This window comes from Pseudomonas sp. R3-56 (assembly GCF_051132075.1).
Taxonomy (GTDB): Bacteria; Pseudomonadota; Gammaproteobacteria; order Pseudomonadales; family Pseudomonadaceae; genus Aquipseudomonas.
In genome coordinates this window covers 4,121,928-4,146,074 of sequence record NZ_CP071657.1, presented here as the reverse complement: position 1 = coordinate 4,146,074, position 24,147 = coordinate 4,121,928, and the positions used below count along the sequence as shown (strand labels likewise).

General features: G+C 59.2%; 26 protein-coding genes, 1 tRNA gene and 4 pseudogenes. 20 read left to right on the top strand and 11 right to left on the bottom strand.

Annotated features, from left to right (window positions below; translation table 11 throughout):
* Window positions 1-3: 3 nt before the first annotated feature.
* The 6 genes from J3P96_RS18765 to J3P96_RS18740 are packed head-to-tail and all read left to right on the top strand — an operon-like array spanning window position 4 to window position 5,950.
* Window positions 4-1,557: a sugar ABC transporter ATP-binding protein gene (locus tag J3P96_RS18765; RefSeq protein WP_434652887.1), complete on the top strand. Its 1,554-nt coding sequence runs from the start codon at window positions 4-6 to the stop codon at window positions 1,555-1,557.
* Complete coding sequence (locus tag J3P96_RS18760) at window positions 1,554-2,531, top strand: ABC transporter permease (RefSeq protein WP_305495674.1); 978 nt, start codon at window positions 1,554-1,556, stop codon at window positions 2,529-2,531. The genes J3P96_RS18765 and J3P96_RS18760 overlap by 4 nt, the downstream gene beginning before the upstream one ends.
* A 3-nt stretch (window positions 2,532-2,534) precedes the next feature.
* Window positions 2,535-3,554 (top strand): LacI family DNA-binding transcriptional regulator, encoded by a 1,020-nt coding sequence (locus J3P96_RS18755; protein ID WP_305495672.1) that lies wholly within the window; start codon window positions 2,535-2,537, stop codon window positions 3,552-3,554.
* A gap of 23 nt (window positions 3,555-3,577) precedes the next feature.
* Window positions 3,578-4,492 (top strand): ribokinase, encoded by a 915-nt coding sequence (rbsK, locus tag J3P96_RS18750; RefSeq protein WP_434652885.1) that lies wholly within the window; start codon window positions 3,578-3,580, stop codon window positions 4,490-4,492.
* Window positions 4,489-4,893, top strand: coding sequence for a D-ribose pyranase (gene rbsD / locus J3P96_RS18745; protein ID WP_434569080.1), 405 nt, complete (start codon window positions 4,489-4,491; stop codon window positions 4,891-4,893). The genes rbsK and rbsD overlap by 4 nt, the downstream gene beginning before the upstream one ends.
* 28 nt (window positions 4,894-4,921) lie before the next feature.
* Window positions 4,922-5,950 carry a nucleoside hydrolase gene (locus J3P96_RS18740; protein ID WP_434603602.1) on the top strand — a complete coding sequence of 343 codons (1,029 nt, stop codon included), beginning with the start codon at window positions 4,922-4,924 and terminating at the stop codon, window positions 5,948-5,950.
* A 41-nt stretch (window positions 5,951-5,991) separates the two neighbouring features.
* Here J3P96_RS18740 and J3P96_RS18735 read toward each other — a convergent pair whose 3' ends face one another.
* Window positions 5,992-6,189: a hypothetical protein gene (locus tag J3P96_RS18735; protein ID WP_305495666.1), complete on the bottom strand. Its 198-nt coding sequence runs from the start codon at window positions 6,187-6,189 to the stop codon at window positions 5,992-5,994.
* 130 nt (window positions 6,190-6,319) lie between these two features.
* On the opposite strand from J3P96_RS18735, the gene J3P96_RS18730 reads away from it, so the two are divergent.
* Window positions 6,320-6,625 (top strand): hypothetical protein, encoded by a 306-nt coding sequence (locus J3P96_RS18730; RefSeq protein ID WP_434569077.1) that lies wholly within the window; start codon window positions 6,320-6,322, stop codon window positions 6,623-6,625.
* 162 nt (window positions 6,626-6,787) lie between these two features.
* On the top strand, window positions 6,788-7,102 hold the full coding sequence (locus tag J3P96_RS18725; RefSeq protein WP_434652883.1) for an I78 family peptidase inhibitor: 315 nt from the start codon (window positions 6,788-6,790) through the stop codon (window positions 7,100-7,102).
* A gap of 68 nt (window positions 7,103-7,170) precedes the next feature.
* Here J3P96_RS18725 and J3P96_RS18720 read toward each other — a convergent pair whose 3' ends face one another.
* Together J3P96_RS18720 and J3P96_RS18715 are read right to left on the bottom strand one after the other, a co-directional pair.
* Window positions 7,171-7,383: a cold-shock protein gene (locus J3P96_RS18720; protein ID WP_003179963.1), complete on the bottom strand. Its 213-nt coding sequence runs from the start codon at window positions 7,381-7,383 to the stop codon at window positions 7,171-7,173.
* A gap of 289 nt (window positions 7,384-7,672) precedes the next feature.
* The gene (locus tag J3P96_RS18715; RefSeq protein ID WP_305495662.1) at window positions 7,673-7,975 is read right to left on the bottom strand and encodes a hypothetical protein; all 303 of its coding nucleotides are present in this window, start codon (window positions 7,973-7,975) and stop codon (window positions 7,673-7,675) included.
* A gap of 373 nt (window positions 7,976-8,348) precedes the next feature.
* On the opposite strand from J3P96_RS18715, the gene thrS reads away from it, so the two are divergent.
* The 9 genes from thrS (at window position 8,349) to J3P96_RS18670 (ending at window position 15,815) form a co-directional block, all read left to right on the top strand.
* Window positions 8,349-10,271, top strand: a complete 1,923-nt coding sequence (gene thrS, locus J3P96_RS18710; RefSeq protein ID WP_305495660.1) for a threonine--tRNA ligase — start codon at window positions 8,349-8,351, stop codon at window positions 10,269-10,271.
* A complete protein-coding gene (infC, locus tag J3P96_RS18705; RefSeq protein ID WP_169432615.1) occupies window positions 10,271-10,822 on the top strand; it encodes a translation initiation factor IF-3 in 552 nt (183 codons plus the stop codon). Before thrS ends, infC begins: the two co-directional genes overlap by 1 nt.
* 60 nt (window positions 10,823-10,882) lie before the next feature.
* Window positions 10,883-11,077, top strand: a complete 195-nt coding sequence (rpmI, locus tag J3P96_RS18700) for a 50S ribosomal protein L35 (protein ID WP_002553160.1) — start codon at window positions 10,883-10,885, stop codon at window positions 11,075-11,077.
* Window positions 11,078-11,107: 30 nt separating this feature from the next.
* Complete coding sequence (gene rplT, locus J3P96_RS18695) at window positions 11,108-11,464, top strand: 50S ribosomal protein L20 (RefSeq protein ID WP_002553161.1); 357 nt, start codon at window positions 11,108-11,110, stop codon at window positions 11,462-11,464.
* 109 nt (window positions 11,465-11,573) lie between these two features.
* Window positions 11,574-12,590: a phenylalanine--tRNA ligase subunit alpha gene (pheS, locus tag J3P96_RS18690; RefSeq protein ID WP_003203624.1), complete on the top strand. Its 1,017-nt coding sequence runs from the start codon at window positions 11,574-11,576 to the stop codon at window positions 12,588-12,590.
* A 36-nt stretch (window positions 12,591-12,626) separates the two neighbouring features.
* Complete coding sequence (gene pheT, locus J3P96_RS18685) at window positions 12,627-15,005, top strand: phenylalanine--tRNA ligase subunit beta (protein WP_434652881.1); 2,379 nt, start codon at window positions 12,627-12,629, stop codon at window positions 15,003-15,005.
* A 3-nt stretch (window positions 15,006-15,008) separates the two neighbouring features.
* Window positions 15,009-15,311 carry an integration host factor subunit alpha gene (ihfA, locus tag J3P96_RS18680; protein WP_002553164.1) on the top strand — a complete coding sequence of 101 codons (303 nt, stop codon included), beginning with the start codon at window positions 15,009-15,011 and terminating at the stop codon, window positions 15,309-15,311.
* Entirely contained in the window at window positions 15,292-15,648 is a 357-nt protein-coding gene (locus J3P96_RS18675; protein WP_003179985.1) for a MerR family transcriptional regulator, read from the top strand. Before ihfA ends, J3P96_RS18675 begins: the two co-directional genes overlap by 20 nt.
* A gap of 90 nt (window positions 15,649-15,738) precedes the next feature.
* A tRNA-Pro gene (locus J3P96_RS18670) sits at window positions 15,739-15,815 on the top strand.
* An 82-nt stretch (window positions 15,816-15,897) separates the two neighbouring features.
* Here J3P96_RS18670 and J3P96_RS18665 read toward each other — a convergent pair.
* Window positions 15,898-16,230: pseudogene (locus tag J3P96_RS18665) on the bottom strand (tyrosine-type recombinase/integrase); the annotation flags it as partial.
* 8 nt (window positions 16,231-16,238) lie between these two features.
* A pseudogene (locus J3P96_RS18660) lies at window positions 16,239-16,517 on the bottom strand (DNA cytosine methyltransferase); the annotation flags it as partial.
* Here J3P96_RS18660 and J3P96_RS18655 point away from each other — a divergent pair.
* Window positions 16,509-16,951 (top strand): annotated as a pseudogene (locus J3P96_RS18655) (C40 family peptidase). The pseudogenes J3P96_RS18660 and J3P96_RS18655 sit on opposite strands and share 9 nt — an antisense overlap.
* Window positions 16,952-17,134: 183 nt before the next feature.
* On the opposite strand, the gene J3P96_RS18650 reads toward J3P96_RS18655, so the two are convergent.
* The gene (locus tag J3P96_RS18650; RefSeq protein WP_434652879.1) at window positions 17,135-17,749 is read right to left on the bottom strand and encodes a hypothetical protein; all 615 of its coding nucleotides are present in this window, start codon (window positions 17,747-17,749) and stop codon (window positions 17,135-17,137) included.
* A gap of 81 nt (window positions 17,750-17,830) precedes the next feature.
* Window positions 17,831-18,085 (bottom strand): protein L, encoded by a 255-nt coding sequence (locus tag J3P96_RS18645; RefSeq protein ID WP_434569073.1) that lies wholly within the window; start codon window positions 18,083-18,085, stop codon window positions 17,831-17,833.
* Between the two features lie 136 nt (window positions 18,086-18,221).
* Here J3P96_RS18645 and J3P96_RS18640 point away from each other — a divergent pair, with 136 nt between their 5' ends.
* Complete coding sequence (locus J3P96_RS18640) at window positions 18,222-18,824, top strand: DUF6338 family protein (RefSeq protein WP_434652877.1); 603 nt, start codon at window positions 18,222-18,224, stop codon at window positions 18,822-18,824.
* Window positions 18,825-19,169: 345 nt separating this feature from the next.
* Window positions 19,170-19,454, top strand: a complete 285-nt coding sequence (locus J3P96_RS18635) for a hypothetical protein (protein ID WP_434652875.1) — start codon at window positions 19,170-19,172, stop codon at window positions 19,452-19,454.
* Between the two features lie 148 nt (window positions 19,455-19,602).
* Here the strand turns inward: J3P96_RS18635 and J3P96_RS18630 are convergent.
* The 4 genes and pseudogenes from J3P96_RS18630 to J3P96_RS18615 form a co-directional block, all read right to left on the bottom strand.
* Window positions 19,603-20,176 (bottom strand): annotated as a pseudogene (locus tag J3P96_RS18630) (SDR family oxidoreductase).
* Between the two features lie 31 nt (window positions 20,177-20,207).
* Window positions 20,208-21,035 (bottom strand): EamA family transporter, encoded by an 828-nt coding sequence (locus J3P96_RS18625; RefSeq protein ID WP_434652873.1) that lies wholly within the window; start codon window positions 21,033-21,035, stop codon window positions 20,208-20,210.
* A gap of 68 nt (window positions 21,036-21,103) precedes the next feature.
* On the bottom strand, window positions 21,104-22,015 hold the full coding sequence (gene gcvA, locus J3P96_RS18620) for a transcriptional regulator GcvA (RefSeq protein WP_434658258.1): 912 nt from the start codon (window positions 22,013-22,015) through the stop codon (window positions 21,104-21,106).
* 69 nt (window positions 22,016-22,084) lie between these two features.
* Window positions 22,085-24,103 (bottom strand): DKNYY domain-containing protein, encoded by a 2,019-nt coding sequence (locus J3P96_RS18615; RefSeq protein ID WP_434652871.1) that lies wholly within the window; start codon window positions 24,101-24,103, stop codon window positions 22,085-22,087.
* Window positions 24,104-24,147 lie beyond the last annotated feature (44 nt).

The following is a 24,147-nucleotide window of genomic DNA, read 5'->3' as shown; positions in this document are numbered from 1 at the left end:
GTTATGTCCGTTCGTGATCCGAACGCTGTCCTTTGCGTCAGCGGTATCGGCAAGACCTATGCGCAGCCGGTACTGAGCGATATCAGCCTGACGTTGATGCGCGGTGAAGTGCTGGCGCTGACCGGCGAAAATGGCGCCGGCAAAAGTACCTTGTCCAAGATCATCGGCGGGCTGGTCACGCCGACAACCGGGCAGATGCAATTCCAGGGGCAGGATTACCGTCCCGGCAGCCGGACCCAGGCTGAATCGTTGGGCGTGCGCATGGTGATGCAGGAGCTCAACCTGCTGCCGACCCTTTCCGTGGCTGAAAACCTGTTCCTCGACAACCTGCCCAGCCACGCTGGCTGGGTCAGCCGCAAGCAATTGCGCAAGGCGGCAGTCGAGGCCATGGCCCAGGTGGGGCTGGATGCCATCGATCCTGACACGTTGGTCGGTGAACTGGGGATCGGTCACCAACAGATGGTCGAGATCGCCCGCAACCTGATCGGCGATTGCCATGTGCTGATCCTCGACGAACCGACCGCCATGCTGACGGCCCGTGAAGTCGAGATGCTTTTCGAACAGATCACCCGTCTGCAAGCCCGCGGCGTGTCGATCATCTACATTTCCCATCGCCTCGAAGAACTGGCGCGGGTGGCCCAGCGCATTGCGGTCCTGCGCGACGGCAACCTGGTCTGCGTCGAGCCGATGGCCAACTACAACAGCGAGCAACTGGTGACGCTGATGGTCGGTCGCGAGCTGGGCGAGCACATCGACCTGGGCCCGCGCCAGATCGGCGCACCGGCACTGACGGTCAAGGGGCTGAGCCGTTCCGACAAGGTTCGCGATGTGTCCTTTGAAGTTCGCAGCGGGGAAATCTTCGGTATTTCCGGCCTGATCGGGGCAGGGCGCACCGAGCTGTTGCGGCTGATATTCGGCGCCGATGCGGCCGACAGCGGCACGGTGGCGCTGGGTTCACCGGCGCAGGTGGTGAGCATTCGCTCGCCGTCCGACGCGGTGGCCCATGGCATCGCCTTGATTACCGAGGATCGCAAGGGCGAAGGCTTGCTGCTGACTCAATCCATCGCGGCCAATATTGCCTTGGGCAACATGCCGGAGATTTCCAGTGGCGGTTTCGTCAACGGCAGCGAGGAACTCTCGCTGGCGCAGCGGCAGATCGATGCCATGCGCATCCGCAGCTCCAGCCCGACGCAGCTGGTGTCGGAACTGTCCGGCGGCAACCAGCAGAAGGTGGTGATCGGCCGCTGGCTCGAACGCGACTGCTCGGTATTGCTGTTCGACGAGCCGACCCGGGGCATCGACGTCGGCGCCAAATTCGACATTTATGCACTGCTCGGTGAGTTGACTCGCCAGGGCAAGGCGCTGGTCGTGGTGTCCAGTGACCTGCGGGAGCTGATGCTGATCTGCGACCGGATCGGCGTGCTGTCCGCCGGGCGCCTGATCGACACCTTCGAGCGCGACAGCTGGACCCAGGATGACTTGCTTGCCGCCGCGTTCGCCGGCTACCAGAAACGTGATGCGTTGCTCAACGAAGCAGCGCCTAGGGAACTCTCATGAAAACCGCTCCTGCCGTCGGCAAATCGAATGGCAACTTTTATGGCCTTGGCACCTACCTGGGCCTGGCCGGCGCCTTGCTGGCCATGGTCGCGCTGTTCTCGGTCCTGAGCAGCCATTTCCTTTCCTACGACACCTTCAGCACCCTTGCCAACCAGATTCCGGATTTGATGGTACTGGCGGTCGGCATGACGTTCATCCTGATCATCGGCGGCATCGACCTGTCGGTGGGCTCGGTGCTGGCGCTGGCGGCCTCGACCGTCAGCGTGGCGGTGCTCGGCTGGGGCTGGAGTGTCTGGCCGTCGGCCTTGCTCGGCATGGCCGTGGCGGCGCTGGCCGGGACGGTGACCGGTTCGATTACCGTAGCGTGGCGCATCCCGTCGTTCATCGTCTCGCTGGGCGTGCTGGAAATGGCCCGTGGCCTGGCGTACCAGATGACCGGCTCGCGGACCGCCTATATCGGCGACTCCTTCGCCTGGTTGTCCAACCCGATCGCCTTCGGTATTTCCCCTTCGTTCATCATTGCCTTGCTGGTGATTTTCATTGCCCAGGCCGTGCTGACCCGTACCGTGTTCGGTCGCTACCTGATCGGCATCGGCACCAACGAAGAGGCTGTGCGCCTGGCCGGCATCAATCCCAAACCCTACAAGATCCTGGTGTTCAGCCTGATGGGGCTGCTCGCCGGTGTCGCCGCGCTGTTCCAGATTTCGCGCCTGGAGGCGGCCGATCCCAACGCCGGTTCAGGGCTTGAGCTGCAAGTCATCGCCGCGGTGGTCATCGGCGGTACGAGCCTGATGGGCGGGCGTGGCTCGGTCATCAGTACCTTCTTCGGCGTGCTGATCATTTCGGTGCTGGCGGCGGGCCTGGCCCAGATCGGCGCGACCGAGCCGACCAAAAGGATCATTACCGGCGCGGTGATCGTGGTGGCGGTGGTGCTCGATACGTACCGCAGCCAGCGCGCCAGTCGGCGGGCTTGAAGCATGGCAACGATCAAGGATGTGGCGGCGCTCGCGGGGATCTCCTACACGACGGTGTCCCACGTGGTGAACAAGACGCGACCGGTCAGTGACGAGGTGCGACGCAAAGTCGAGGCGGCCATCGAGCGATTGGACTACGTGCCCAGCGCGGTGGCGCGTTCACTCAAGGCCAAGACCACAGCGACTATCGGCCTGCTGGTGCCCAACAGCCTCAACCCGTACTTCGCCGAACTGGCCCGTGGGATCGAGGATTACTGCGAGCGCAATGGCTATTGCGTGATCCTGTGCAATTCCGACGACAACCCGGACAAGCAGCGCAGTTACCTGCGGGTGCTGTTGGAAAAACGCATCGACGGCTTGATCGTGGCGTCGGCCGGCGGCGATGTCGGCCTGGCCGAGGGCTTGGCCAACGTGCGCACGCCCATGGTGATCGTCGACCGCGGGCTCGATGGGGTGGACGCCGACCTGGTGCGTATCGACCACGAATATGGCGCGTACCTGGCGACCCGGCACCTGCTGGAGCTGGGGCACCGCGACATTGCCTTTATCGGTGGGCCGGCGGACACCAGCGTGGCGCAGATGCGCCTGGCGGGTTACTGCCGTGCGCTGAAAGAGGCGGGGATCGAATTGCCCGTAGAGCGCATGCTCGAAAGCGATTTCACCAGTACCGGTGGCTATCGCGCGGCGGCGCAACTGCTTGAGCAGCAGCCGCCCAGCGCGATCTTCGCCGCCAACGATATGATCGGCATCGGGGCGCTGCGCGCCGCCGCCGAACGCAACGTGCGGGTGCCCGGCGAGCTGTCGATCATCGGCTTCGACGACATCCAGATGAGCCGTTACGTCTACCCGGCGCTGACCACGGTGGGGCAGTCGATCCTGCAGCTCGGCGAGATGGCGGCTGAAGTGCTGCTACGACGGATCGCCACGCCGACGCTTGCCACCGACCAGCGGATCGTGACGCCCAGCATTGTCTTGCGAGAATCGACTGCACCGCTGTCCGGTACATTCGCCCAATACCGCTGAACCGAATTGACGAGTAATGATGTATGCCAGCAAAAGTAGTGGTAATAGGCAGCCTGAACATGGACCTGGTGACGCGTGCGCCACGTCTGCCCCGTGGCGGTGAAACGCTGATCGGGGAATCGTTTTCGACCATCCCCGGCGGCAAGGGCGCCAACCAGGCGGTGGCTGCCGCGCGCCTCGGGGCGCAAGTGTCCATGGTCGGTTGCGTCGGCGGTGACGCCTACGGTCAGCAATTGCGCGGTGCGCTGGTGGCCGAAGGCATTGATTGCCAGGCCGTCAGCGTCGTCGAGGGCTCCAGCGGCGTGGCGCTGATCGTGGTCGATGACAACAGCCAGAATGCGATCGTGATCGTCGCCGGCGCCAACGGTGAGCTGACGCCGGCTGTGCTCGACAGTTTCGACGCGGTGCTGCAAAGCGCCGAGGTCATCATCTGCCAGCTCGAAGTGCCGGATGCGACAGTGGGCCATGCGCTCAAGCGTGGTCGTGAACTCGGCAAGACCGTCATCCTCAATCCGGCGCCCGCTTCTCGGGCATTGCCCGCCGACTGGTATGCCTGCGTCGATTACCTGATTCCCAACGAAAGTGAAGCGGCGATCCTCAGCGGCCTGGCGGTGGATTCCCTGGAAAACGCCGAAGCTGCCGCGACCCAGTTGATCGGCGCCGGTGCCGGCAAGGTGATCGTGACCCTGGGGGCCCAAGGGCTGATGTTCGCCAACGGTTCGAGCTTCGAACATTTCCCGGCGCCGCGGGTCAAGGCGGTGGACACCACGGCAGCGGGCGACACGTTTGTCGGCGGGTTTGCCGCGGCCCTGGCCAGCGGCAAGAATGAGGTCGAGGCTATTCGTTTCGGCCAGGTCGCCGCTGCACTGTCGGTCACCCGCGCGGGCGCTCAGCCTTCCATTCCAACCCTGCAGGAAGTACAGGCGTTCGAAGCATGAAAAAAACTCCTCTGTTGAACATCGCCCTGTCGCGATTGATCGCCTCCCTCGGTCATGGCGACAAGGTGGTCATCGGTGACGCCGGCCTGCCGGTGCCGCCCCACGTCGAGTTGATCGACCTGGCGCTGACCCATGGGGTTCCGGATTTCGTCAGTACCTTGAAAGTGGTGCTCAGCGAAATGCAAGTCGAGCGCCATGTGCTGGCTCAGGAAATCCTCGATAAACAACCGTCGGCCCTGGCCACGTTGCAGGCGCTGCATGCCGAAGGCGCGCTGGGCACGCGGGAGCTGGTCAGCCACGAGCAATTCAAGACGCTCAGCCGAGAGGCGAGGGCGATCATTCGCACAGGAGAATGTTCTCCATACTGCAACGTGGTGCTGATCGCCGGCGTCACGTTCTAGGTTTTCCCACCAGCACAAGGAGTGCGCCATGCACCGCTATGCTCAGAAAATGCATCAACTGTTGCGGAGTCTGCTGCTTTTGTCATTGCTCACGGCTACAAGCGCCCAGGCGGCGGAAAAAATCGACCTGATCATCGACACCGATCCAGGCGCCGATGACGTTGTTGCGTTGTTGTTCGCCCTGGCATCCCCCGAAGAGCTGCATATTCGGGCGTTGACCACCGTTGCCGGCAACGTGCGCCTGGACAAGACATCCCGCAACGCGCGCCTTGCTCGCGAGTGGGCCGGGCGTGAAGAGGTTCCGGTGTACGCCGGTGCCCCGAAGCCGTTGATGCGCACGCCGATCTACGCCGAAAACATCCATGGCAAGGAAGGTTTGTCCGGTGTCGAGGTGCATGAGCCGAAGAAAGGATTGGCCGAGGGCAATGCCGTCAACTACCTGATCGACACGCTCAAGGCCGCCAAGCCACACAGCATCACCATTGCGATGCTCGGCCCGCAAACCAACCTGGCCCTGGCGCTGGTCCAGGAGCCCGACATCGTCCAGGGCATCAAGGAAGTGGTGATCATGGGCGGCGCGCATTTCAACGGCGGCAATATCACGCCGGTGGCGGAGTTCAACCTGTACGCCGATCCCCAGGCGGCAGAGATAGTCGCCAAAAGCGGGCTGAAGCTGACGTATCTGCCACTGGACGTGACCCACAAGATCCTCACCAGCGAGGCACGCCTCAAGCAGATCGCCGCGCTGAACAACAACGCCAGCAAGCTGGTCGGCAATATTCTCAATGAGTACGTCAAGGGCGATATGGAGCACTACGGCATGACCGGCGGGCCGGTGCATGATGCGACCGTGATCGCCTATCTGCTAAAGCCGCAGTTGTTTACCGGGCGTTCGGTCAATCTGGTGGTGGACAGTCGTGAAGGCCCGACGTTCGGGCAGACGGTCGTCGATTGGTACGACGGCCTCAAGGCGCCCAAGAATGCCTTCTGGGTGAAGGACGGCGATGCCCAGGGGTTCTTCGATCTGTTGACCGAGCGGCTGGCCCGCCTCAAGTAGACCTTCTCGCAGCGACCCCGCAGGCGCCGGCCTGCGGTGGTCTAGTCAACCGTCTCGATAATGCTCGGGTAGCGTTCGAACGCCTGCTGGATGAAGTTCTGAGCGCCTTGCGTCCCGAGCTCTTTCACCAACAACTCGATGCCGATGATTGCCAGTTCCTCAGGGCTGCCCGGGCTGTATGAGCTGTGGCCCTGGGCCCATTTGGCATTGATGGTGGCTTCGATGCTGACGGTGCTCATGGTCGGGCTCGCAGGTTGGGAGATCAGTAGGCTGAGTTAAGCATTTTTGCTTCGGGTTTGGCAGTGCGACTTAGGCATCAGAAGTGCGGTATGCGACACTTGGCTTTTGATTTTTTCGAGGAGCCCTGGCATGCAGATCGACCTGAACAAACCAGATGGACTTACCCTCGACTCGGTTCGCCAATTGCTGGCTTCTGCCAGTGATGACGAGCATACCCAACTGCGAGTGACCAAGGACGGCATCGCCTATCTGTCTTCGGGCATCGTGGGTGGTGCTGAAATCGATGGCCTGCGGTTCCGGCTCGAGACATGGGCGAAAGGGTCAGGCTACGTTGGCCGGGTCGCGGCAAGTGACGAGGTCTGGGTCATGCAGATCTATAACGCGCTGAAGGACAACTGGCCGAACCCACCCTTCGATTACATCGATATCTATTGAGCACCGTTCATATTCAGTCACGATTCAGCTCTGGACTGGCGGTCGTGCTCGGGCAAACTGCCGGTTTTTCCAGTGAGGGCGCAATGATAGCGCCGGTGTTGAAACCAAGCGTCATCCCGGCTGTCGCACGCTCACTACTATCCATCGAAAAAAGGAGGCTTCATGCCTTGGAAGCTCGTGTCATTGAATATTCTGTTGGCCGCCACGTTCTTGAGCGGATGCAGTAGCACGTCGGAGTCGACGCCTGATCCTGTGGCAGCCGAGGCCGGTCATACCCGCTGCGATGCCAAGGCCGCCGAGTTTGCCGTCGGCAAGCAGGCTTCGCCGCAATTGCTGGAGCAAGCGCGCACTCGATCCGGCGCGCAGAATGCCCGGATTCTCAAACCCAACGACATGATCACGCTTGAGTACCGCTCCGATCGCCTCAATCTCAACACCGATGCCAAGCTGGTGGTCAATCGGGTGAGCTGCGGCTGACAGGCGGTTTCCAGCAGGCCATAAAAAACCCCGTCACATGGACGGGGTTTTTTTAGCGCGCCGGGAAATTACTCTGGGCGAACTTGTGCAGCTTGCATACCCTTTTGGCCTTTCTCAGCCACGAAGGAAACGGTCTGGCCTTCTTTCAGGCTTTTGAAACCGTCGCTTTCGATAGCTTTGAAGTGTACGAACAGGTCGTCACCGCCACCTTGAGGAGTGATGAAGCCGAAGCCTTTTTCATCGTTGAACCATTTAACGGTGCCGGTTTGGCGATTAGACATGGTGTATCTCCAAGAAACATATATTTTCAGTGTACTGTGCTGCTCAGGCCAACTGGGCACACCCGGGTATCATAGTCGAAATGTTCGATTTGGGAGCCCCCCGGACGAGCTGTTTGCCAATCAGTCGTGTTTCCTTTACCCCCTGAACCGGCTGGAAGGCCCGGTTTCAAAGGCTTTCAGCCGAACGTAAAGACGATAAAAAAAGCTGTAAAACCTGAATAAATCCTGAAAAAAGCCGCTTATCCAAGCCTTTTCAGCTGCTCTGAGCCGTCTCTGGGGGCTCGATCACTCATTTTTTTGCGGGTGGATTGGCCTTGCATTTGGCGATCTGACCGAGTGCTTTCTGCTGCAGTTCAGGGGTGGCCTTATTGTCCATCAGCGCCTGGATATCGCTCGCCGGGTAGGATTTGATCGCGTCCGCACCACAAGCGCAGTGGGCCTTGGCCGCCGCTGCGCCAATCTGCGGGGTCGCCGCTTGAGTGCACTGTGCCATGTATTTTTCGCGCTCGCCCTTGGGCCATTCGGCGTGGGCACTCAGCGGAAGCAGCAGGGCGAGGGGGGCGACTACTGCCAATAGGGTGTTCAGACGCATGCGGGGATGCTCCTTTGTGGGTCGATGTCTTGTTATCTGAGGCGTTGCAGACGCTTCGGTTCAGCACTCTGGCATAAAAATCGTCAGTTTACGCCGGCTTCGATCCAGGCGCGGCGATGACCGTTCATCTGTGCTAGGATGCCGGGCTCGGGTATTTCTCAGGCTCCGGAGGCAACAGGCCCCGGCGGCGGTAAATGTTCGATCAACCCTGATTTGAATCCCAGTCACTCTGGTTCGGTTTCCCGGTTGGCCGCAAGGCTCCTGCCGCTGTAAGGCAGGCGTTCTTCATTGAACGGCCTGGACTGGATCTTGTACTGGCTCATCCCAACCCACGTGACCTTTGGTAGGGGTCACCACTAGGAGAGGAGGCGCCATGCCAACTATTACTCTTCCCGACGGCAGTCAACGTTCATTCGACCACCCGGTTTCCGTAGCCGAGGTCGCCGCATCCATCGGCGCGGGCCTGGCCAAGGCCACCCTGGCCGGCAAGGTCAATGGCAAGCTGGTCGATGCCAGCGATGTCATCGACAGCGATGCCACGCTGCAAATCATCACGCCCAAGGACGAAGAGGGGCTGGAGATCATTCGCCACTCTTGCGCGCACCTGGTTGGCCATGCGGTCAAGCAGCTGTATCCGAGCGCGAAAATGGTCATCGGTCCGGTCATCGACGAAGGCTTTTATTACGACATCGCCTTCGAGCGTCCTTTTACCCCGGACGACATGGCCGCCATCGAACAGCGCATGCAGCAGTTGATCGAGAAAGACTACGACGTCATCAAGAAGGTCACCCCGCGCGCCGAAGTCATTGAAGTCTTCAAGGCCCGTGGCGAGGACTACAAGTTGCGTCTGGTGGAAGACATGCCGGACGAACAGGCCATGGGCCTGTACTACCACGAAGAATACGTCGACATGTGCCGCGGCCCGCACGTGCCGAACACCCGTTTCCTGAAGTCCTTCAAGCTGACCAAGCTGTCCGGCGCCTACTGGCGTGGCGATGCGAAAAACGAACAGTTGCAGCGCGTCTACGGCACCGCCTGGGCCGACAAGAAGCAGCTGGCGGCCTACATCCAGCGCATCGAGGAAGCAGAAAAACGCGACCACCGCAAGATCGGCAAGCGCCTCGGCCTGTTCCACACCCAAGAAGAATCCCCGGGCATGGTGTTCTGGCACCCGAATGGCTGGACGCTGTATCAGGTGCTTGAGCAATACATGCGCCAGGTCCAGCGCGAAAACGGCTACCTGGAGATCAAGACGCCGCAAGTGGTTGACCGTAGCCTGTGGGAGAAATCCGGGCACTGGGCCAACTACGCCGACAACATGTTCACCACCCAGTCGGAAAACCGCGACTACGCCATCAAGCCGATGAACTGCCCGTGCCACGTGCAGGTGTTCAACCAGGGCCTGAAAAGCTACCGTGAGTTGCCGATGCGCCTGGCCGAGTTCGGTGCCTGCCACCGCAACGAGCCATCGGGTGCGCTGCACGGCATCATGCGCGTGCGGGCCTTTACCCAGGACGACGCCCACATTTTCTGCACCGAAGAACAGATGCAGGCCGAATCCGCCGCGTTCATCAAGCTGACCATGGACGTCTACCGGGACTTCGGCTTCACCGAAGTCGAGATGAAGCTGTCCACTCGTCCGGAAAAACGCGTCGGCTCCGACGAACTGTGGGATCGCGCCGAAGCAGCCCTGGCCGCTGCGCTCGACAGCGCGGGCCTTGCGTACGATCTGCAGCCGGGCGAGGGCGCTTTCTACGGTCCGAAGATCGAATTCTCGCTGAAAGATTGCCTTGGTCGCGTCTGGCAGTGTGGTACCCTGCAGCTCGATTTTAACCTGCCGATCCGTCTGGGCGCTGAATATGTGTCCGAAGACAACAGCCGCAAGCACCCGGTCATGCTTCACCGCGCGATCCTCGGTTCCTTCGAGCGTTTCGTCGGTATCCTGATCGAACACTACGAGGGTGCGTTCCCCGCGTGGCTGGCGCCGACCCAGGCAGTGATCATGAATATCACTGATAAACAGGCAGATTTTGCCGCTGAAGTCGAAAAAACTCTCAACCAAAGCGGATTTCGTGCCAAGTCCGACTTGAGAAATGAAAAGATCGGCTTTAAAATCCGCGAGCATACTTTGCTCAAGGTTCCCTTTCTCTTGGTTATTGGAGATCGGGAGGTCGAGATGCAGACTGTCGCTGTGCGTACTCGTGAAGGTGCTGACCTGGGCTCGATGCCCGTCGCCGAATTCGCTGAGTTTCTCGCGCAAGCGGTTTCCCGGCGTGGTCGCCCAGATTCGGAGTAATTATTATTAAGCGTGAAATGAGACAAGATAAACGAGCTGCACCGAAAGCCCCGATCAACGAGAATATCTCGGCACGCGAGGTTCGGTTAATTGGCGCTGATGGCGAGCAGATTGGCATCGTCTCGATTGATGAAGCGCTTCGTATTGCTGAAGAAGCCAAGCTTGATCTGGTGGAAATTTCCGCGGACGCAGTCCCACCCGTTTGCCGGGTGATGGACTACGGCAAGTCGATCTTCGAAAAGAAGAAGCAGATTGCCGCGGCGAAGAAAAACCAGAAGCAGATTCAGGTAAAAGAAATCAAGTTTCGTCCAGGGACGGAGGAAGGGGATTACCAGGTAAAACTGCGCAACCTGGTACGTTTCCTGAGTGACGGGGACAGGGCCAAGGTATCCTTGCGATTCCGCGGCCGTGAGATGGCCCACCAGGAGCTCGGGATGGAACTCCTCAAGCGGGTTGAACAAGACCTGCTCGAGTACGGTTCGGTCGAACAGCATCCTAAGATGGAAGGACGCCAGCTGATCATGGTCATCGCCCCGAAAAAGAAGAAGTAATCAACAGGGCACGGCAGGCCTTGCGATTATGTTTATCAACTGAATGCGGAGTATCCGAACATGCCAAAGATGAAGACTAAAAGTGGTGCTGCTAAGCGGTTTCTGAAAACTGCTAACGGTATCAAGCACAAGCACGCTTTCAAGAGCCACATCCTGACCAAAATGTCGACCAAGCGTAAGCGTCAACTGCGCGGTAGCAGCTTGCTGCATCCGTCTGACGTGGCAAAAGTCGAGCGCATGCTGCGCCTTCGTTAATTTTTGGATCAAGAATAGAGGAAGTAACTCATGGCTCGTGTAAAGCGTGGCGTCATTGCCCGTAAGCGTCACAAAAAAATTCTGAAACTTGCTAAAGGCTACTACGGCGCGCGTTCCCGCGTATTCCGTGTTGCCAAGCAAGCGGTAATCAAGGCAGGCCAATACGCCTACCGTGACCGTCGTCAGAAAAAACGTCAGTTCCGCGCTCTGTGGATCGCTCGTATCAATGCTGGTGCTCGTGTTAACGGTCTGTCCTACAGCCGTTTCATCGCTGGCCTGAAAAAAGCGTCCATCGAGATCGACCGCAAGGTTCTGGCTGATCTGGCAGTGAACGAAAAAGCGGCGTTTGCTGCGATTGTCGAGAAAGCTAAAGCCACCTTGGCTTAAGTACCCCCGGCAGTCACCAGGGCTCACCTCTGTGGGCCCAGGTGTCAAACGTCTTAAATAGGGGAAGAGCCTTAAAGCTCTTCCCCTATTTTGTATCTGGAGTCTGTACATGGAAAACCTGGACGCGCTGGTCGCTCAAGCACTAGAGGCTGTGCAAAGCGCTGAAGATATCAATGCCCTGGAGCAAATCCGGGTTCACTACCTTGGCAAGAAAGGCGAGTTGACTCAGGTGATGAAGACCCTGGGGAACCTGCCGGCTGAAGAGCGTCCGCAGGTCGGTGCGCTGATCAACGTCGCCAAGGAGCGTGTTACAGAGGTCCTCAATGCGCGCAAGGCGTTGTTCGAGGAGGCGGATCTGGCTGCCAAACTCGCCGCCGAGTCCATCGACGTGACCCTGCCTGGCCGTGGCCAGACTTCCGGTGGCTTGCATCCGGTGACCCGCACCCTGGAGCGCATCGAGCAGTTCTTCACCCATATCGGCTATGGCATCGCCGAAGGCCCTGAGGTCGAAGACGACTACCACAACTTCGAAGCGCTCAACATCCCAGGCCATCACCCGGCCCGGTCGATGCATGACACCTTCTATTTCAATGCGAACATGCTGTTGCGCACCCATACCTCGCCGGTACAGGTCCGCACCATGGAATCGCAGCAGCCGCCGATCCGCATCGTCTGCCCAGGCCGTGTGTACCGCAGCGACTCCGATATCACCCACTCGCCGATGTTCCATCAGGTTGAAGGCCTGTTGGTGGATCGCGACATCAATTTCGCCGACCTGAAAGGCACTATCGAAGAGTTCCTGCGGGTGTTCTTCGAAAAAGAACTGGCCGTGCGTTTCCGCCCTTCGTACTTCCCGTTCACCGAGCCATCGGCGGAAGTCGACATGGAATGCGTGATGTGCAGCGGCAAAGGCTGCCGTGTCTGCAAACAGACCGGCTGGCTGGAAGTCATGGGCTGCGGCATGGTTCATCCGAACGTGCTGCGCATGTCCGGGATCGATCCGGAAGAGTTCTCCGGCTTTGCCTTCGGCATGGGCGTCGAGCGCCTGGCCATGCTGCGTTACGGTGTGAATGACTTGCGCCTGTTCTTCGACAACGACTTGCGATTCCTTGCGCAATTTCGCTAGGTCGCAGTCGGTAACGAATTTATTAAGGGGAGCAGGATGAAATTCAGTGAACAATGGCTGCGCGGCTGGGTAAGCCCGCAGGTAAGCCAGGACGAGCTGGTTGCTCGCCTGTCGATGGCCGGCCTTGAGGTCGATAGCGTGACGCCGGCCGCCGGTGAGTTCAGCGGTGTGGTCGTGGGCGAGGTGCTGAGCACCGAGCAGCACCCGGACGCCGATAAACTGCGGGTTTGCCAGGTCAGCAATGGCACGGAGACCTTCCAGGTCGTCTGCGGCGCGCCCAATGTGCGCCCGGGCCTGAAGATCCCGTTCGCCATGATCGGCGCCGAACTGCCGGGCGACTTCAAGATCAAGAAAGCCAAGCTGCGCGGCGTCGAATCCAACGGCATGTTGTGCTCCCAGGCCGAGCTGCAGATCGGCGAAGGCAATGACGGCCTGATGGAACTGCCGGGCGACGCACCGGTTGGCCAGGACATTCGTGTGTACCTGGGCCTGGACGATGCCAGCATCGAAGTCGACCTGACGCCGAACCGTGGCGACTGCCTGTCCCTCGCCGGTCTGGCGCGCGAAGTGGGCGCCTTGTATGACGCTCCGGTCACCCGCCCTGCGGTCGCGGTCGTTCCGGCGGTGCATGATGAAGTCCGCCCGGTTGAAGTTCTCGCGCCGGCCGCATGCCCGCGTTACCTGGGTCGTGTGATCCGTAACGTCGACCTGTCGAAGCCGACCCCGCTGTGGATGGTCGAGCGCCTGCGGCGCGCCGACGTGCGCAGCATCGACGCGGCCGTCGACATCACCAACTATGTGATGCTCGAACTGGGCCAGCCGCTGCACGCGTTCGACCTGGCTGAAATCAACGGCGGCATCCGCGTGCGCATGGCCGACGAAGGCGAGAAGCTGGTGCTGCTCGACGGCCAGGAAGTGACCCTGCGCAGCGACACACTGGTGATTGCCGACCACACCCGCGCCCTGGCGATTGCCGGCGTGATGGGCGGCGAGCACAGTGGCGTCTCCAAGACAACCCGTGACGTGTTCCTCGAAAGCGCGTTCTTCGACCAGATCGCTGTCGCTGGCAAGGCTCGTTCCTACGGCCTGCACACCGACGCCTCGCACCGCTACGAGCGTGGCGTGGACTGGCAACTAGCCCGTGAAGCCATGGAGCGCGCCACTGGCCTGCTGCTGGAAATCACCGGTGGCGAAGCCGGCCCGATCATCGAAACGGTCAGCGAGCAGCATTTGCCGAAGATCGCGCCGGTGACCCTGCGTGCCCAACGCATCACCCAGATGCTGGGCATGGAAATGGACTCGGCCGAAGTCGAGCGCCTGCTTAGCGCCCTGGGCCTGGGCATCCGCGCCGATGGGCAAGGGCAGTGGCAGGTTGAAGTGCCGAGCCACCGCTTCGATATCAGCCTGGAAGTCGACCTGATCGAAGAACTGGCCCGCCTGTACGGCTACAACCGTCTGCCGGTTCGCTACCCGCAAGCCCGCCTGGCCCCACAGGCCAAGGCTGAAGCGCGCAGCGAGCTGCCGGAACTGCGCCGCCTGCTGGTGGCCCGTGGTTATCAGGAAGCGATCACCTACAGCTTCATCGATCCGCGCCAGTTCGAGCTGTTCAGCCCGGGCGTCGAACCGCTGCTGCTGGCCAACCCGATCTCCAACGACATGGCGGCCATGCGTTCGTCCTTGTGGCCGGGCCTCGTCAAGTCGTTGCAGCACAACCTGAACCGCCAGCAGGACCGCGTGCGTCTGTTCGAAAGTGGCCTGCGCTTCGTTGGGCAACTGGACGGCTTGAAGCAAGAGCCAATGCTGGCCGGTGTCGTCTGTGGCAGCCGCCTGCCGGAAGGCTGGGCGCAAGGTCGCGATGTCGTCGACTTCTTCGACGTCAAGGCTGACGTGGAAGCGGTGCTGGGCTTCGCCGGCGCGCTTGACGCATTCACCTTCGTGCCGGGCAAGCATCCGGCGCTGCACCCGGGCCAAACCGCACGCATCGAGCGAGACGGGCGCGAAGTCGGTTATGTCGGGGCGATTCACCCTGAATTGTCGAAGACCCTGGGCCTCGACCGTCCGGTCTTCGTTTTCGAGCTGGTGCTGGCCGAAGTCGCTCAAGGAAAAATGCCGAAATTCCAGGAGTTGTCGCGCTTTCCTGAAGTGCGTCGTGACCTTGCCCTGGTGGCCGATGTCAGCGTCGCATCCAGCGACGTACTGGCAGTAATCCGTGAAAATGCAGGCGAATGGCTGACGGACCTCAGGCTATTTGACGTGTATCAGGGTAAAGGCATTGATCCGCATAGAAAAAGCCTTGCAGTCGGCTTGACCTGGCAGCATCCATCGCGCACTCTTAACGACGATGAGGTGAATACCGCAACGCAGAATATCCTCACCTCGCTCGAACACAGGTTGAACGCCACGTTAAGGAAGTGACGTATGGGGGCTCTGACGAAAGCTGAGATGGCGGAACGTCTGTATGAGGAGTTGGGCCTGAATAAACGGGAGGCCAAAGAATTGGTCGAACTGTTTTTCGAAGAAATCAGGCACGCTCTCGAAGACAACGAACAGGTCAAATTGTCCGGTTTCGGCAATTTCGACCTTCGGGACAAACGCCAGCGGCCTGGCCGCAATCCGAAAACGGGAGAAGAAATCCCGATCACGGCTCGCCGTGTGGTCACCTTTCGTCCAGGGCAGAAGTTGAAGGCCCGAGTTGAGGCTTATGCTGGAACCAAGTCATAACGACGAGCTACCCGTCATCCCAGGCAAACGCTACTTCACCATCGGTGAAGTCAGCGAGCTGTGTGCGGTAAAACCGCACGTGCTGCGCTATTGGGAGCAGGAGTTTCCTCAACTCAACCCGGTCAAGCGCCGCGGAAACCGCCGGTATTATCAGCGCCAGGACGTGCTGATGATCCGCCAGATCCGCGCGCTGTTGTACGACCAAGGGTTCACCATCGGCGGCGCGCGCCTGCGCCTCTCCGGTGATGAGGCCAAAGACGACACAACCCAGTACAAACAAATGATCCGCCAGATGATCGCCGAGCTGGAAGATGTGCTGGTGGTGCTCAAGAAATAAATTTCTGCTTTTAAATACTTCCAGTTTTCAAAAGCTTGCGATATATTCCTGAGCGTTCCGTTGAGAAACGGAACAAGATTCACGCCTAGTCGGGGCGTAGCGCAGTCCGGTAGCGCACTAGCATGGGGTGCTAGGGGTCGAGTGTTCGAATCACTCCGTCCCGACCATATTTTTCAATGACTTAGCCGCTTTCGAGCGGCTTTGTTGTTTCTGCCATAGTGACTTTCCGAGTGACCTTTGCATTTTCGGTCATGCTTCCCTCCTTTTCAGAATCGTCAGTGCTGGTGCGCGCGAGTCGGTTGCTGATACCTTATTTGCCGCCGCAATGAGCTGATCCAACTCAGCTGCCGAGTAGTGGCTGGTGATGCTCCCGTTCTTGTGGCCGAGCAACGCTTTGCGATCCTCCTCAGTCACGCCAGCCGCACGCAGCCTTCTTCCAAGGTGTGCTTCAAGTCGTGAATTCGGATTCTGGCAAAGCCGTCATGTGCCGGCCGCAAGAATTTCTCCTGCCACTTCTTCGCCGCTCGGATGCGCGCTTTCTTCCAGGCCGGAGTCATTCATGCGGTGAACCGTCGTATCATTGCCCTCACCCCCTGGCCTAGGCGCGGCGCAGTATCCCGGCGCACGCCTTCTCGCTCAAAAAGAACCTCGGCGGGATCGAACCCGTCTCGAGCACTTGCGACAACGAACACACGACGGCGTCGTTGGGCCAGTCCGAAATATTGGGCGTCCAGGACCCGCCACGCGATTGTTCTTTTGGGTCCATACACACAACCAGCGTTTGGCCATTTCTTCCCTGAGGGCTGCAATTCCCAGTCTTCCCCAGCAAGCGCGCCAAGAAAGCATCCGAAGGCGTTGCCATTGTCACTAGCGCGATCCAGGCGCACGCCGCGGCCGAGTACCCGAAAGAGTGCTGCGGGCTGCTGCTGGCCCTAGGCCGGAAGCAGCAGTATTTCCCGTGCACCAACACCGCGAACGAGCCAAGCCAGGAATTCCGCATCGATCCGGAGCAGTACGCTGCGGCTGAAGACCTGGGCGAAGTGATCGGCATTGCTCACTCGCACCCGGACGCCACCAACAGGCCTCCGCCGCGTGACTTGGCGATGTGCGAAGCGACCGGGTTGCCCTGGCACATTCTAAGCTGGCCCGAAGGGGCCCTTTCTTACTTCACCACCTGTACGGCAGGCCGAGCGAAATCATAGTCCTCGGCGGGCCTTGGCTCGACCGAACACGCCTGGTCCTCAGACACAGAAATGCAAAGATACACACATGTCGCGGTCAAACCGCAGGAGAAAAGGCATGAGCGATTTAACGGATTGGTTGAACGCGCAAAGCCTTGCCGGCCTTGCGCGCTTTGCAAGTCGTCCGCCTCAAGAGCTAGGGCAAGTGAGCGTTACTAGCGCGATGACTGAGGCTGCCATGGAGTACATCTACAGCCTCTACGATCCGTTAATGTCCAGTCACCTGTTGGAAGAGGTTTTCCGGATTATGGCAGTTCTTCAGCCGAAACATCTGGTATGTCAAGCAGAGCCTGACGCGTCTTGTTAAGTACGTCATCGACACCTGACAGAGTCAGATCAATGAATGTGTCTGGAATATTTCCCGCTATAAAAGACGATACCAGTGCCATCAGCACGTTGACTTGCATTAATCCCCAAGAGGTTGCTTTTAAGGATCCTAGTGTGTGGTTTCTATCTGCACTAGGATCCCCATGGTTCATCCCTAGAAAATTAGAGGTCATAGCATTATCTTCGCCACAGGGCGAGAGACCCCACTGCCAGTGAGCTATCAGATTTCTGGCTTTGGAGAGCTGGTCATACGCCGAAAGGCATTCGGTTATTCGCTTCGATAGCTCTGGATGAATTTGTGATTCTTTTTCTTTTTTGAACGCTTTTATAAGCTCAATAAGGCCTCCATTTTTCAGTCTTAGAGCTCTCACCATGACCTTTGCTGTAGCCTCATTGATGCCTGATAACGCATGAAACAATGAATAAAGCGAAGGGTCGCATAGCGCGTGATTTATCACGATTTGACCGATCTCTTGCTTCATTGCGTCGGTTGGGCCAGCTTCATAATTCCATGTTGCGCTGTCTTCGTTCACATTGACCTCGAGGTCACACGCGCGCCGAAATTGGCGCATCCCAGTCCTTGGGCTTGCGGGTAAAGGGCTGGGGGAAATCCTTCAGCCTTTAGTTTGGGTTTCGACGATCAGGCGCCACTCAACCTTTTTTGTGTTGGTGTGCTGATGCTTGTTTTGTGGGGGGAAGCGATCGTCTTTGTTTGAGGTGATTTCGTCGCCACATCCCTCGCAACGATAGATTCCAGATACCGGAACAGTGCTTGATATCTGGTAAAGCGTGTCCCAGACGGCGCCGCCTAGGACGGTCTTCGGCGTCTTTTTCAGGTACTGGACTGTCTCTTCGATTACTCGCGCCATAGCGGTGCCGCCTCGGTTGGTTTGGAGGCACAACGCTACTACTTTCGGATCCAATCCAGTTACTGGGCTTTCGTCCAGGCTGGTTATCCCAACAGCCTGACGCTATGCTCGAGGGACTTGCTCAGAGATCGCCAGTATGGAAGACGTTGCAGGAAAGCTATTACCGGTCTTACAGGCGCTTTTGCCCGGATTTCTGGCGACGGTCGTTTTCTATTGGTTAGCAGATGCGAAAAAACCCGCACAGTTTGAGCAGGTGATTCAGGCCTTGATTTGTACTGCGTCGATCAAATTCATTGTCGACGTGGTTGCTGGAGTCGCTCTGTGGGCGGGGCAGTGGCATTCGTTCGGTATATGGACAACAAATGTCGCCATCACATGGTCGCTCGCGCTGGCAATCATCATTGGCCTCTCGTTAGCCTATCTTTCCCAGCATGACTTGCTCTATAAATTAGCTCGACGGGTCGGCCTTACCTCTAGGGCATCTGTTGGCGAATGGAGGTTCGCCTTCCTACGATTTTCCGATCGCGGAATTGTGCTCAATCTCAAAGATGGACGTAGGCTAATGGGGTATCCATACGCATGGCCTGCAGAGCCAGAAAATGGACATTTTGTTATGCAGTACCCAACATGGATCGTTGGTGAGGATGCTCAGCCTCAGGACGGAGTATCGTTCCTCATGGTTGCAAATACTGATGTTCAATGGGTCGAATTTCTAGAGCCGCAGGGGAAACCGAAATGAATGATCAAAATGGGCGTCCAATGATCTTGGAGCGCAAGCACGTTAATGACGGAATGAACGTGAATCCTGATCGGACTAGAAGCGTATTACCACCTCAGCCCCCTAAGGCACCACCTCCGGCGCCGACCCCTAAAAAGGATTGAACATCAAGCCCAGCCCACCCGCTGGGCTTTTGATTTCTGATATGGAGAGTAAAAGTCCGGAGGGCCTTGGCTTGATCGAACTCGCCTCATCCTCAGGCACACCCATAGGTGTACAAGCGACGATTGACGTAGTGTGACGCACTCAAGCTTGAGCGGATTGTGCAGATACAACAGAAGTAGAAATTTTCTCTAGGGAATTGGCGTGGCACGTTATTTTAAGAATCCAGAAAATAATGAAACAGAGGAAGTTGGTGCATTCCAGGTTTTAGCGATCCTTTTTCTTGGCCCTATCTATCTGTTTTTTGCGCAACTCTGGTCCCATCTATTGATCTGGGTAATTGCGATTGGCTTGGGGGTCATAGCGGGCCCACCTTGGATGGGTATACCCGTTATGTGCCTCCCCATTGGATATTGCTTTTTTATCCGCAAAATTGTCGCTGATGTCTATTTGAAGAAGGGCTGGAAAGAAGTACCGGACGCGCCCTGATCTGCCGAGCGCGGAGCATCAGACCCACCGCACCCGCTGGTTTTACGACTGCTTCGCAGTCGAGCGGGAGCAAGCTCCCTCGCCACGGGTCTGCCGTTTCTCTTGGGTGAACAGCGTTAGGCTCCTCAGCGTTTCACCCGCGCAAAACTCATTTCCCCCCAGTCACATCAAGAAACGTCCCCGTCACAAACGACGCCTCTCCACCCGCCAGCCACAAAATCGCCCGTGCCACTTCCTCCGGTTGGCCGCCCCGACCCATGGGAATCGAGTCCTTCACCCGATCAACCCGCCCCGGCTCGCCGCCGCTGGCGTGCATTTCGGTGTAGATGTGTCCGGGGCGAATGCAGTTGACGCGTATGCCTTCCCGGGCCACTTCTTTGGCGAGGCCGATGGTGAAGGTCTCCAAGGCGCCTTTTGACGCCGCGTAATCGACATATTCGTTGGGACTGCCCAGGCGCGCCGATGCCGAAGAGACGTTGATGATCGCGCCGCCCGGGCCGTTATGCCGGTACGCCATGCGTTTGACTGCCTGCTGGGCGCAGAGAATCGGGCCGATGGAGTGCTTCCACATCCGCCGCCACTGCCAGCGCTGCGGGCTCGTTGGCAACGTAGCTGATCGCGACGTCGTAGCCTTGTGCGGCGGCTAGCCGCGCGGTGGCGGCGCCCACTCCGCGACTTCCGCCGGTTATCAGGATCAGCGGTGCCTGCGGGTCATTGACCATGGTGAATAGCCCTCCTGAGCAGTCGGATGTGTCAGCCGATGATGATGGTGCCGCTGACGATCACTGCGCACGCCAGGATCCGGCGGGCGGTGAGTGTCTCGCCGAGGAAGATGGCGCCGATCAGCGCCGCAAACAGCACGCTGGTTTCACGCAATGCCGATACCGCCCCCAGGGGCGCTTCGTTCATGGCGTAGATGACTATTCCATAGGCCAGCAAGGAGACCAGCCCGCCGGCCGCGGCGCTGAATATTCCGGGGCGGACGGAGAACAGGCTGCGTGCGTCGCGCAGGCCGATGTAGACCATCGGCATCATCACGCCCCACAAGGCGCACATCCAGACGGTATAGGCGAGCGGCGCGCCGGAGAGCCTGGCACCGATGCCGTCGACGACGCTATAGGCGGCGATGAAACAGCCGGTGCCCAGCGCGTAGGGCAGGCTGGGCACCGACAGTTGGCGGCCCCTGAAGGCCAGGGAAATGATCCCGCCGGACACCAGCGCAATCCCCAGCAGGACGCCGGGGGCGATGCTTTCTCCGGCGAAGACGGCGGCGCCCAGGGCGATCAGTGCCGGTGATGAGCCACGGGAAATCGGATAGACCTGTCCCAGGTCGCCGACCCGGTAGCTGCGCACCAGGAACAGGTTGTAGCCGACGTGCAGTACGGCTGAAAGCACCGCATAACCCCAACTGGCGGCAGCCGGTGGGACCATGAATGCTGCGGCGACGACGCAGGTCACGGCGATGGCGATGCACATGATCGTCATTGACCACAGCCGATCGGCACCGCCGCGCAGCAAGGCGTTCCAGCTGGCATGCAGGAGCGCGGCGAAAAGAACCAGTGAAATGATATGGATAGGCATGCGCCATTCTAGGCGGCGCAGATGCCTGTACTACAGCGAAGTCTCCTCATCGTTTCATGAGTAAAACCTCATGCATTTTCATAAGCGCGTTGGACGGTCGACGCCTCGCCGATCAACCATTGGCGGAAGCTGACGATATGCGGCTGCGATTCGATGCCCTTGGGACAGACAAAATAGTAGGCCAGTGGTGACGGGAATGGCACGTCGAACAGCCGCACCAGGCGGCCATCGCTGATTTCGCTTTCGACATGCCCGCTGCGCACCAAGGCAACGCCCTGGCCGAGCAGGGCTGCCTCGACCGTCATGTTGGTGTCGCCGAACCTGACGCTTTCCTTGAGGGGCAAGAATTCCAGCCCGACCTTCTCGAACCACATCTCCCATTTCGGCACCAGCTCGGCGCCATCCCGGGTCAGCAACGGGTAGTGCAACAATTCGGCAGGGCTGCGTGGCGTCCCGAAGCGCTGCAGCAAGTCAGGACTGACCACCGGAAAAACCTGCTCGCCGAAGAGAAATTCCGAATACAGGCCAGGGTAGTTGCCCTTGCCGAGCCGGATCGCCACGTCGGCCTGGGCACTGGAGAAGTGGATGATCTTGTCGGTGGTGTCCAGCGAGACCAATAATTCCGGGTGCAGGCGGGAGAGATTCGGCAAGCGGGGCAGCAGCCATTTCAGTGCGAAGGAATACGTGGTGCTGACTTCGAGTCGAACCCTGCCTTTCTGCTCGCGCAGATCGCCCAGGGTCGCTTCGAGGCTCATGAAGAACTCGCGCACGATGGGCGCCAGCGTGGCCCCTGCGGCGGTGAGGCGCAGTGACTTGCCACGTTCGAACAGTTGCAATCCCCAAAGGGACTCCAGGTGCTTGAGCTGGTGACTGACCGCGCTTTGGGTGACATGCAACTCTTGCGCGGCTGCGGTAAAGGTCGCATGGCGGGTGGCGACTTCAAAGGCTCGTAGTGTAGCGGTCGGCGGCAGGTCTCTCATGTGAAGGGTATCCGGCGATTTCAGGATGCGCGTCATGAGCGCTGGCTCATGATAGAACATCGCCGACGGCTATGAATGGGACGGCTCACGAAGGGATTGCTGATAATGCGCTTCATCGACCTCGGTCAGGCTCGCATAGCCGTCGTAGTGGTAGATTCGGTGCTTGTCTCGGGCATGACGCTCCGTCAGGAATTCCAACGTGCCCAGGTCGATACGCTTGGCACTCAGCGGCCGCCGATGGCAGAACAGTTTGCGTCTACCCAATTGCAGGAAATCGGGATGCGGCACGCGGACTTCGTCAGGCTCGAACGCCACATCCAGCCACTTGCCTTCCGAGAAGATCAGCGTGGGGCTAACGGCATAGGTACCGAGAATGCGAGTGTCGCAAGGATGCAGCTTTTTTTTCGCCTCGCCGTAGTAATAAACCGCGTCCCGATCCTTGGCCCAACCATGCCCGCAAGACTCGAAACTGCCTACCTGAGCCTTACGAATCGGTTCAGGGGGATGGTAGAAGACCCGGTGGCAGAACACGGTTTTGCCGTCGGTGAGATAGGGCCCGCCGAGTGAGCGGAAGTGCTCAACCGGCTCCTGGGAAAACCGTTCGGGCACTTGTGTCTCGGCGTTATGAAACGGGATCAGATAAAGCCCCTGGGCGTCGCCGCACAGGTGTGTGTCGAGCAATTTGAAACTTGCAGCGTCCAGCCCATTGATAACGCGGCCATGGAAGTACACCTGGCGGCCGACTTCGAAACCGAGGCCGATGGCTTGTAACGGCGGCGTTTCTGTTTGCGCTTCTGCAGCTTCAGGCGATACCTGCATACGATGCCACCAGTAACCCTGCAATTGCGGATGAGCCTCGAAGTAGGGCGCCCATGCCTGTTGCATGGCCGCATCGATGATTCCGCCAGAACCCAGCGGACCCTTCCTGTCACCCGCGAGCACAGGCGAGTAGTCCAGGTCATCGCCACAGAGTTGGGTCACGACGAAGCTTTCCGCGTCGACATCCAGGCGTTTCTGGCGTTTGTAGACGTGATGTTGATCACGGTAATAATCGAACCCCAAGTGGCGGAAACTCGGGCCGTGGGCGTCACGCAGACGCGTCCCGGCGGCGTAGACGTACAGGTCGTCCACGGCGAAATACTCATCCTCGCTTTCGCTGCTGCCAACCACGCGGCCGCACTCGTCGAACGCCGGGTGGCAGTTCTTCAGCAGCCGAAAATCGCCAACGTAGCGCAGGGTCTTGCCGGTCAGGTAATAGGCGCGTTGCTGGTCCTTGGCGTAACGTTCGTTAAGCACGGTGAAGGTCGCCAGGTCGGCATTGTCGATGCGATAGAAATACTCATAGGCAATGCTCGAACCTTGCTGCGCCTGCACGATGATCGACTGCCCATCGGTTCCCCAGCGTTCGGCGAGCATCCGGAAGTCGTCCGGATTGCTGATCGGCAATGGGGTGCCGTCCTTCTGATGCAGGGGTTTGAAACCCTTGTAGACCTGGCCGTCAATCACTCGATAGGAAGGGTGGTTGCAATAACACACCCGCGCCGTCGCGCTGGCGATGAATTTGCCTTGAAGAAAGATATTTACCCCGTCGCTGAACAGGGCAGAGGCTGCAGTCACCGAGGCTGGCGACGATGCCACCAGGGCCAGGCTGTCGGGCTTTGCCTGAAGGATTTCGGTGATTGCGTATTCGCCGAACCAATAGGCGCCGGACGCATCGCGCCAATACTGGTGGCCAAGGTTTTCCAGGGCCTTGTCGAACCGAAACGCCAGGGCCTGGAGCGCGTGATAGCCGTAGCGCTGTTGGTAGGCGGGAAGCAGGTAATAGTCGCGCAAGGCGTCACGCAAAACCCAGGGGTTGCGTCGATGCCGCCAGACCGGCTGGCCGGCAACCAGAGGCGAGGGCGGATAACGCCCGTCACTGGCAGCTTTCGCTATCGCGTCGGGGTGTGCGCCTTCAGGGTTGAGCAGGATGTACACGTCCGGCACTTGCCCGTCGCCCAGCAGCACGCCTTCCAGGAAGGCGAAACCCTGATGCCATTCGAGATCAAGCGGCTCCCACTCAGCAATAGCCGTCTCTACGTCTGTCATGTTGTTGCGACCTGAGCGTTCGATGGTTGGCCAATGATCACGGT

Coding starts and splice junctions, on each gene's coding strand:
- J3P96_RS18765 (WP_434652887.1), top strand. CDS start 4: ATGTCCGTTCGTGATCCGAACGCTGTCCTTTGCGTCAGCGGTATCGGC.
- J3P96_RS18760 (WP_305495674.1), top strand. CDS start 1,554: ATGAAAACCGCTCCTGCCGTCGGCAAATCGAATGGCAACTTTTATGGC.
- J3P96_RS18755 (WP_305495672.1), top strand. CDS start 2,535: ATGGCAACGATCAAGGATGTGGCGGCGCTCGCGGGGATCTCCTACACG.
- rbsK (WP_434652885.1), top strand. CDS start 3,578: ATGCCAGCAAAAGTAGTGGTAATAGGCAGCCTGAACATGGACCTGGTG.
- rbsD (WP_434569080.1), top strand. CDS start 4,489: ATGAAAAAAACTCCTCTGTTGAACATCGCCCTGTCGCGATTGATCGCC.
- J3P96_RS18740 (WP_434603602.1), top strand. CDS start 4,922: ATGCACCGCTATGCTCAGAAAATGCATCAACTGTTGCGGAGTCTGCTG.
- J3P96_RS18735 (WP_305495666.1), bottom strand. CDS start 6,189: ATGAGCACCGTCAGCATCGAAGCCACCATCAATGCCAAATGGGCCCAG.
- J3P96_RS18730 (WP_434569077.1), top strand. CDS start 6,320: ATGCAGATCGACCTGAACAAACCAGATGGACTTACCCTCGACTCGGTT.
- J3P96_RS18725 (WP_434652883.1), top strand. CDS start 6,788: ATGCCTTGGAAGCTCGTGTCATTGAATATTCTGTTGGCCGCCACGTTC.
- J3P96_RS18720 (WP_003179963.1), bottom strand. CDS start 7,383: ATGTCTAATCGCCAAACCGGCACCGTTAAATGGTTCAACGATGAAAAA.
- J3P96_RS18715 (WP_305495662.1), bottom strand. CDS start 7,975: ATGCGTCTGAACACCCTATTGGCAGTAGTCGCCCCCCTCGCCCTGCTG.
- thrS (WP_305495660.1), top strand. CDS start 8,349: ATGCCAACTATTACTCTTCCCGACGGCAGTCAACGTTCATTCGACCAC.
- rpmI (WP_002553160.1), top strand. CDS start 10,883: ATGCCAAAGATGAAGACTAAAAGTGGTGCTGCTAAGCGGTTTCTGAAA.
- rplT (WP_002553161.1), top strand. CDS start 11,108: ATGGCTCGTGTAAAGCGTGGCGTCATTGCCCGTAAGCGTCACAAAAAA.
- pheS (WP_003203624.1), top strand. CDS start 11,574: ATGGAAAACCTGGACGCGCTGGTCGCTCAAGCACTAGAGGCTGTGCAA.
- pheT (WP_434652881.1), top strand. CDS start 12,627: ATGAAATTCAGTGAACAATGGCTGCGCGGCTGGGTAAGCCCGCAGGTA.
- ihfA (WP_002553164.1), top strand. CDS start 15,009: ATGGGGGCTCTGACGAAAGCTGAGATGGCGGAACGTCTGTATGAGGAG.
- J3P96_RS18675 (WP_003179985.1), top strand. CDS start 15,292: ATGCTGGAACCAAGTCATAACGACGAGCTACCCGTCATCCCAGGCAAA.
- J3P96_RS18645 (WP_434569073.1), bottom strand. CDS start 18,085: ATGGCGCGAGTAATCGAAGAGACAGTCCAGTACCTGAAAAAGACGCCG.
- J3P96_RS18640 (WP_434652877.1), top strand. CDS start 18,222: ATGGAAGACGTTGCAGGAAAGCTATTACCGGTCTTACAGGCGCTTTTG.
- J3P96_RS18625 (WP_434652873.1), bottom strand. CDS start 21,035: ATGCCTATCCATATCATTTCACTGGTTCTTTTCGCCGCGCTCCTGCAT.
- gcvA (WP_434658258.1), bottom strand. CDS start 22,015: ATGAGAGACCTGCCGCCGACCGCTACACTACGAGCCTTTGAAGTCGCC.
- J3P96_RS18615 (WP_434652871.1), bottom strand. CDS start 24,103: ATGACAGACGTAGAGACGGCTATTGCTGAGTGGGAGCCGCTTGATCTC.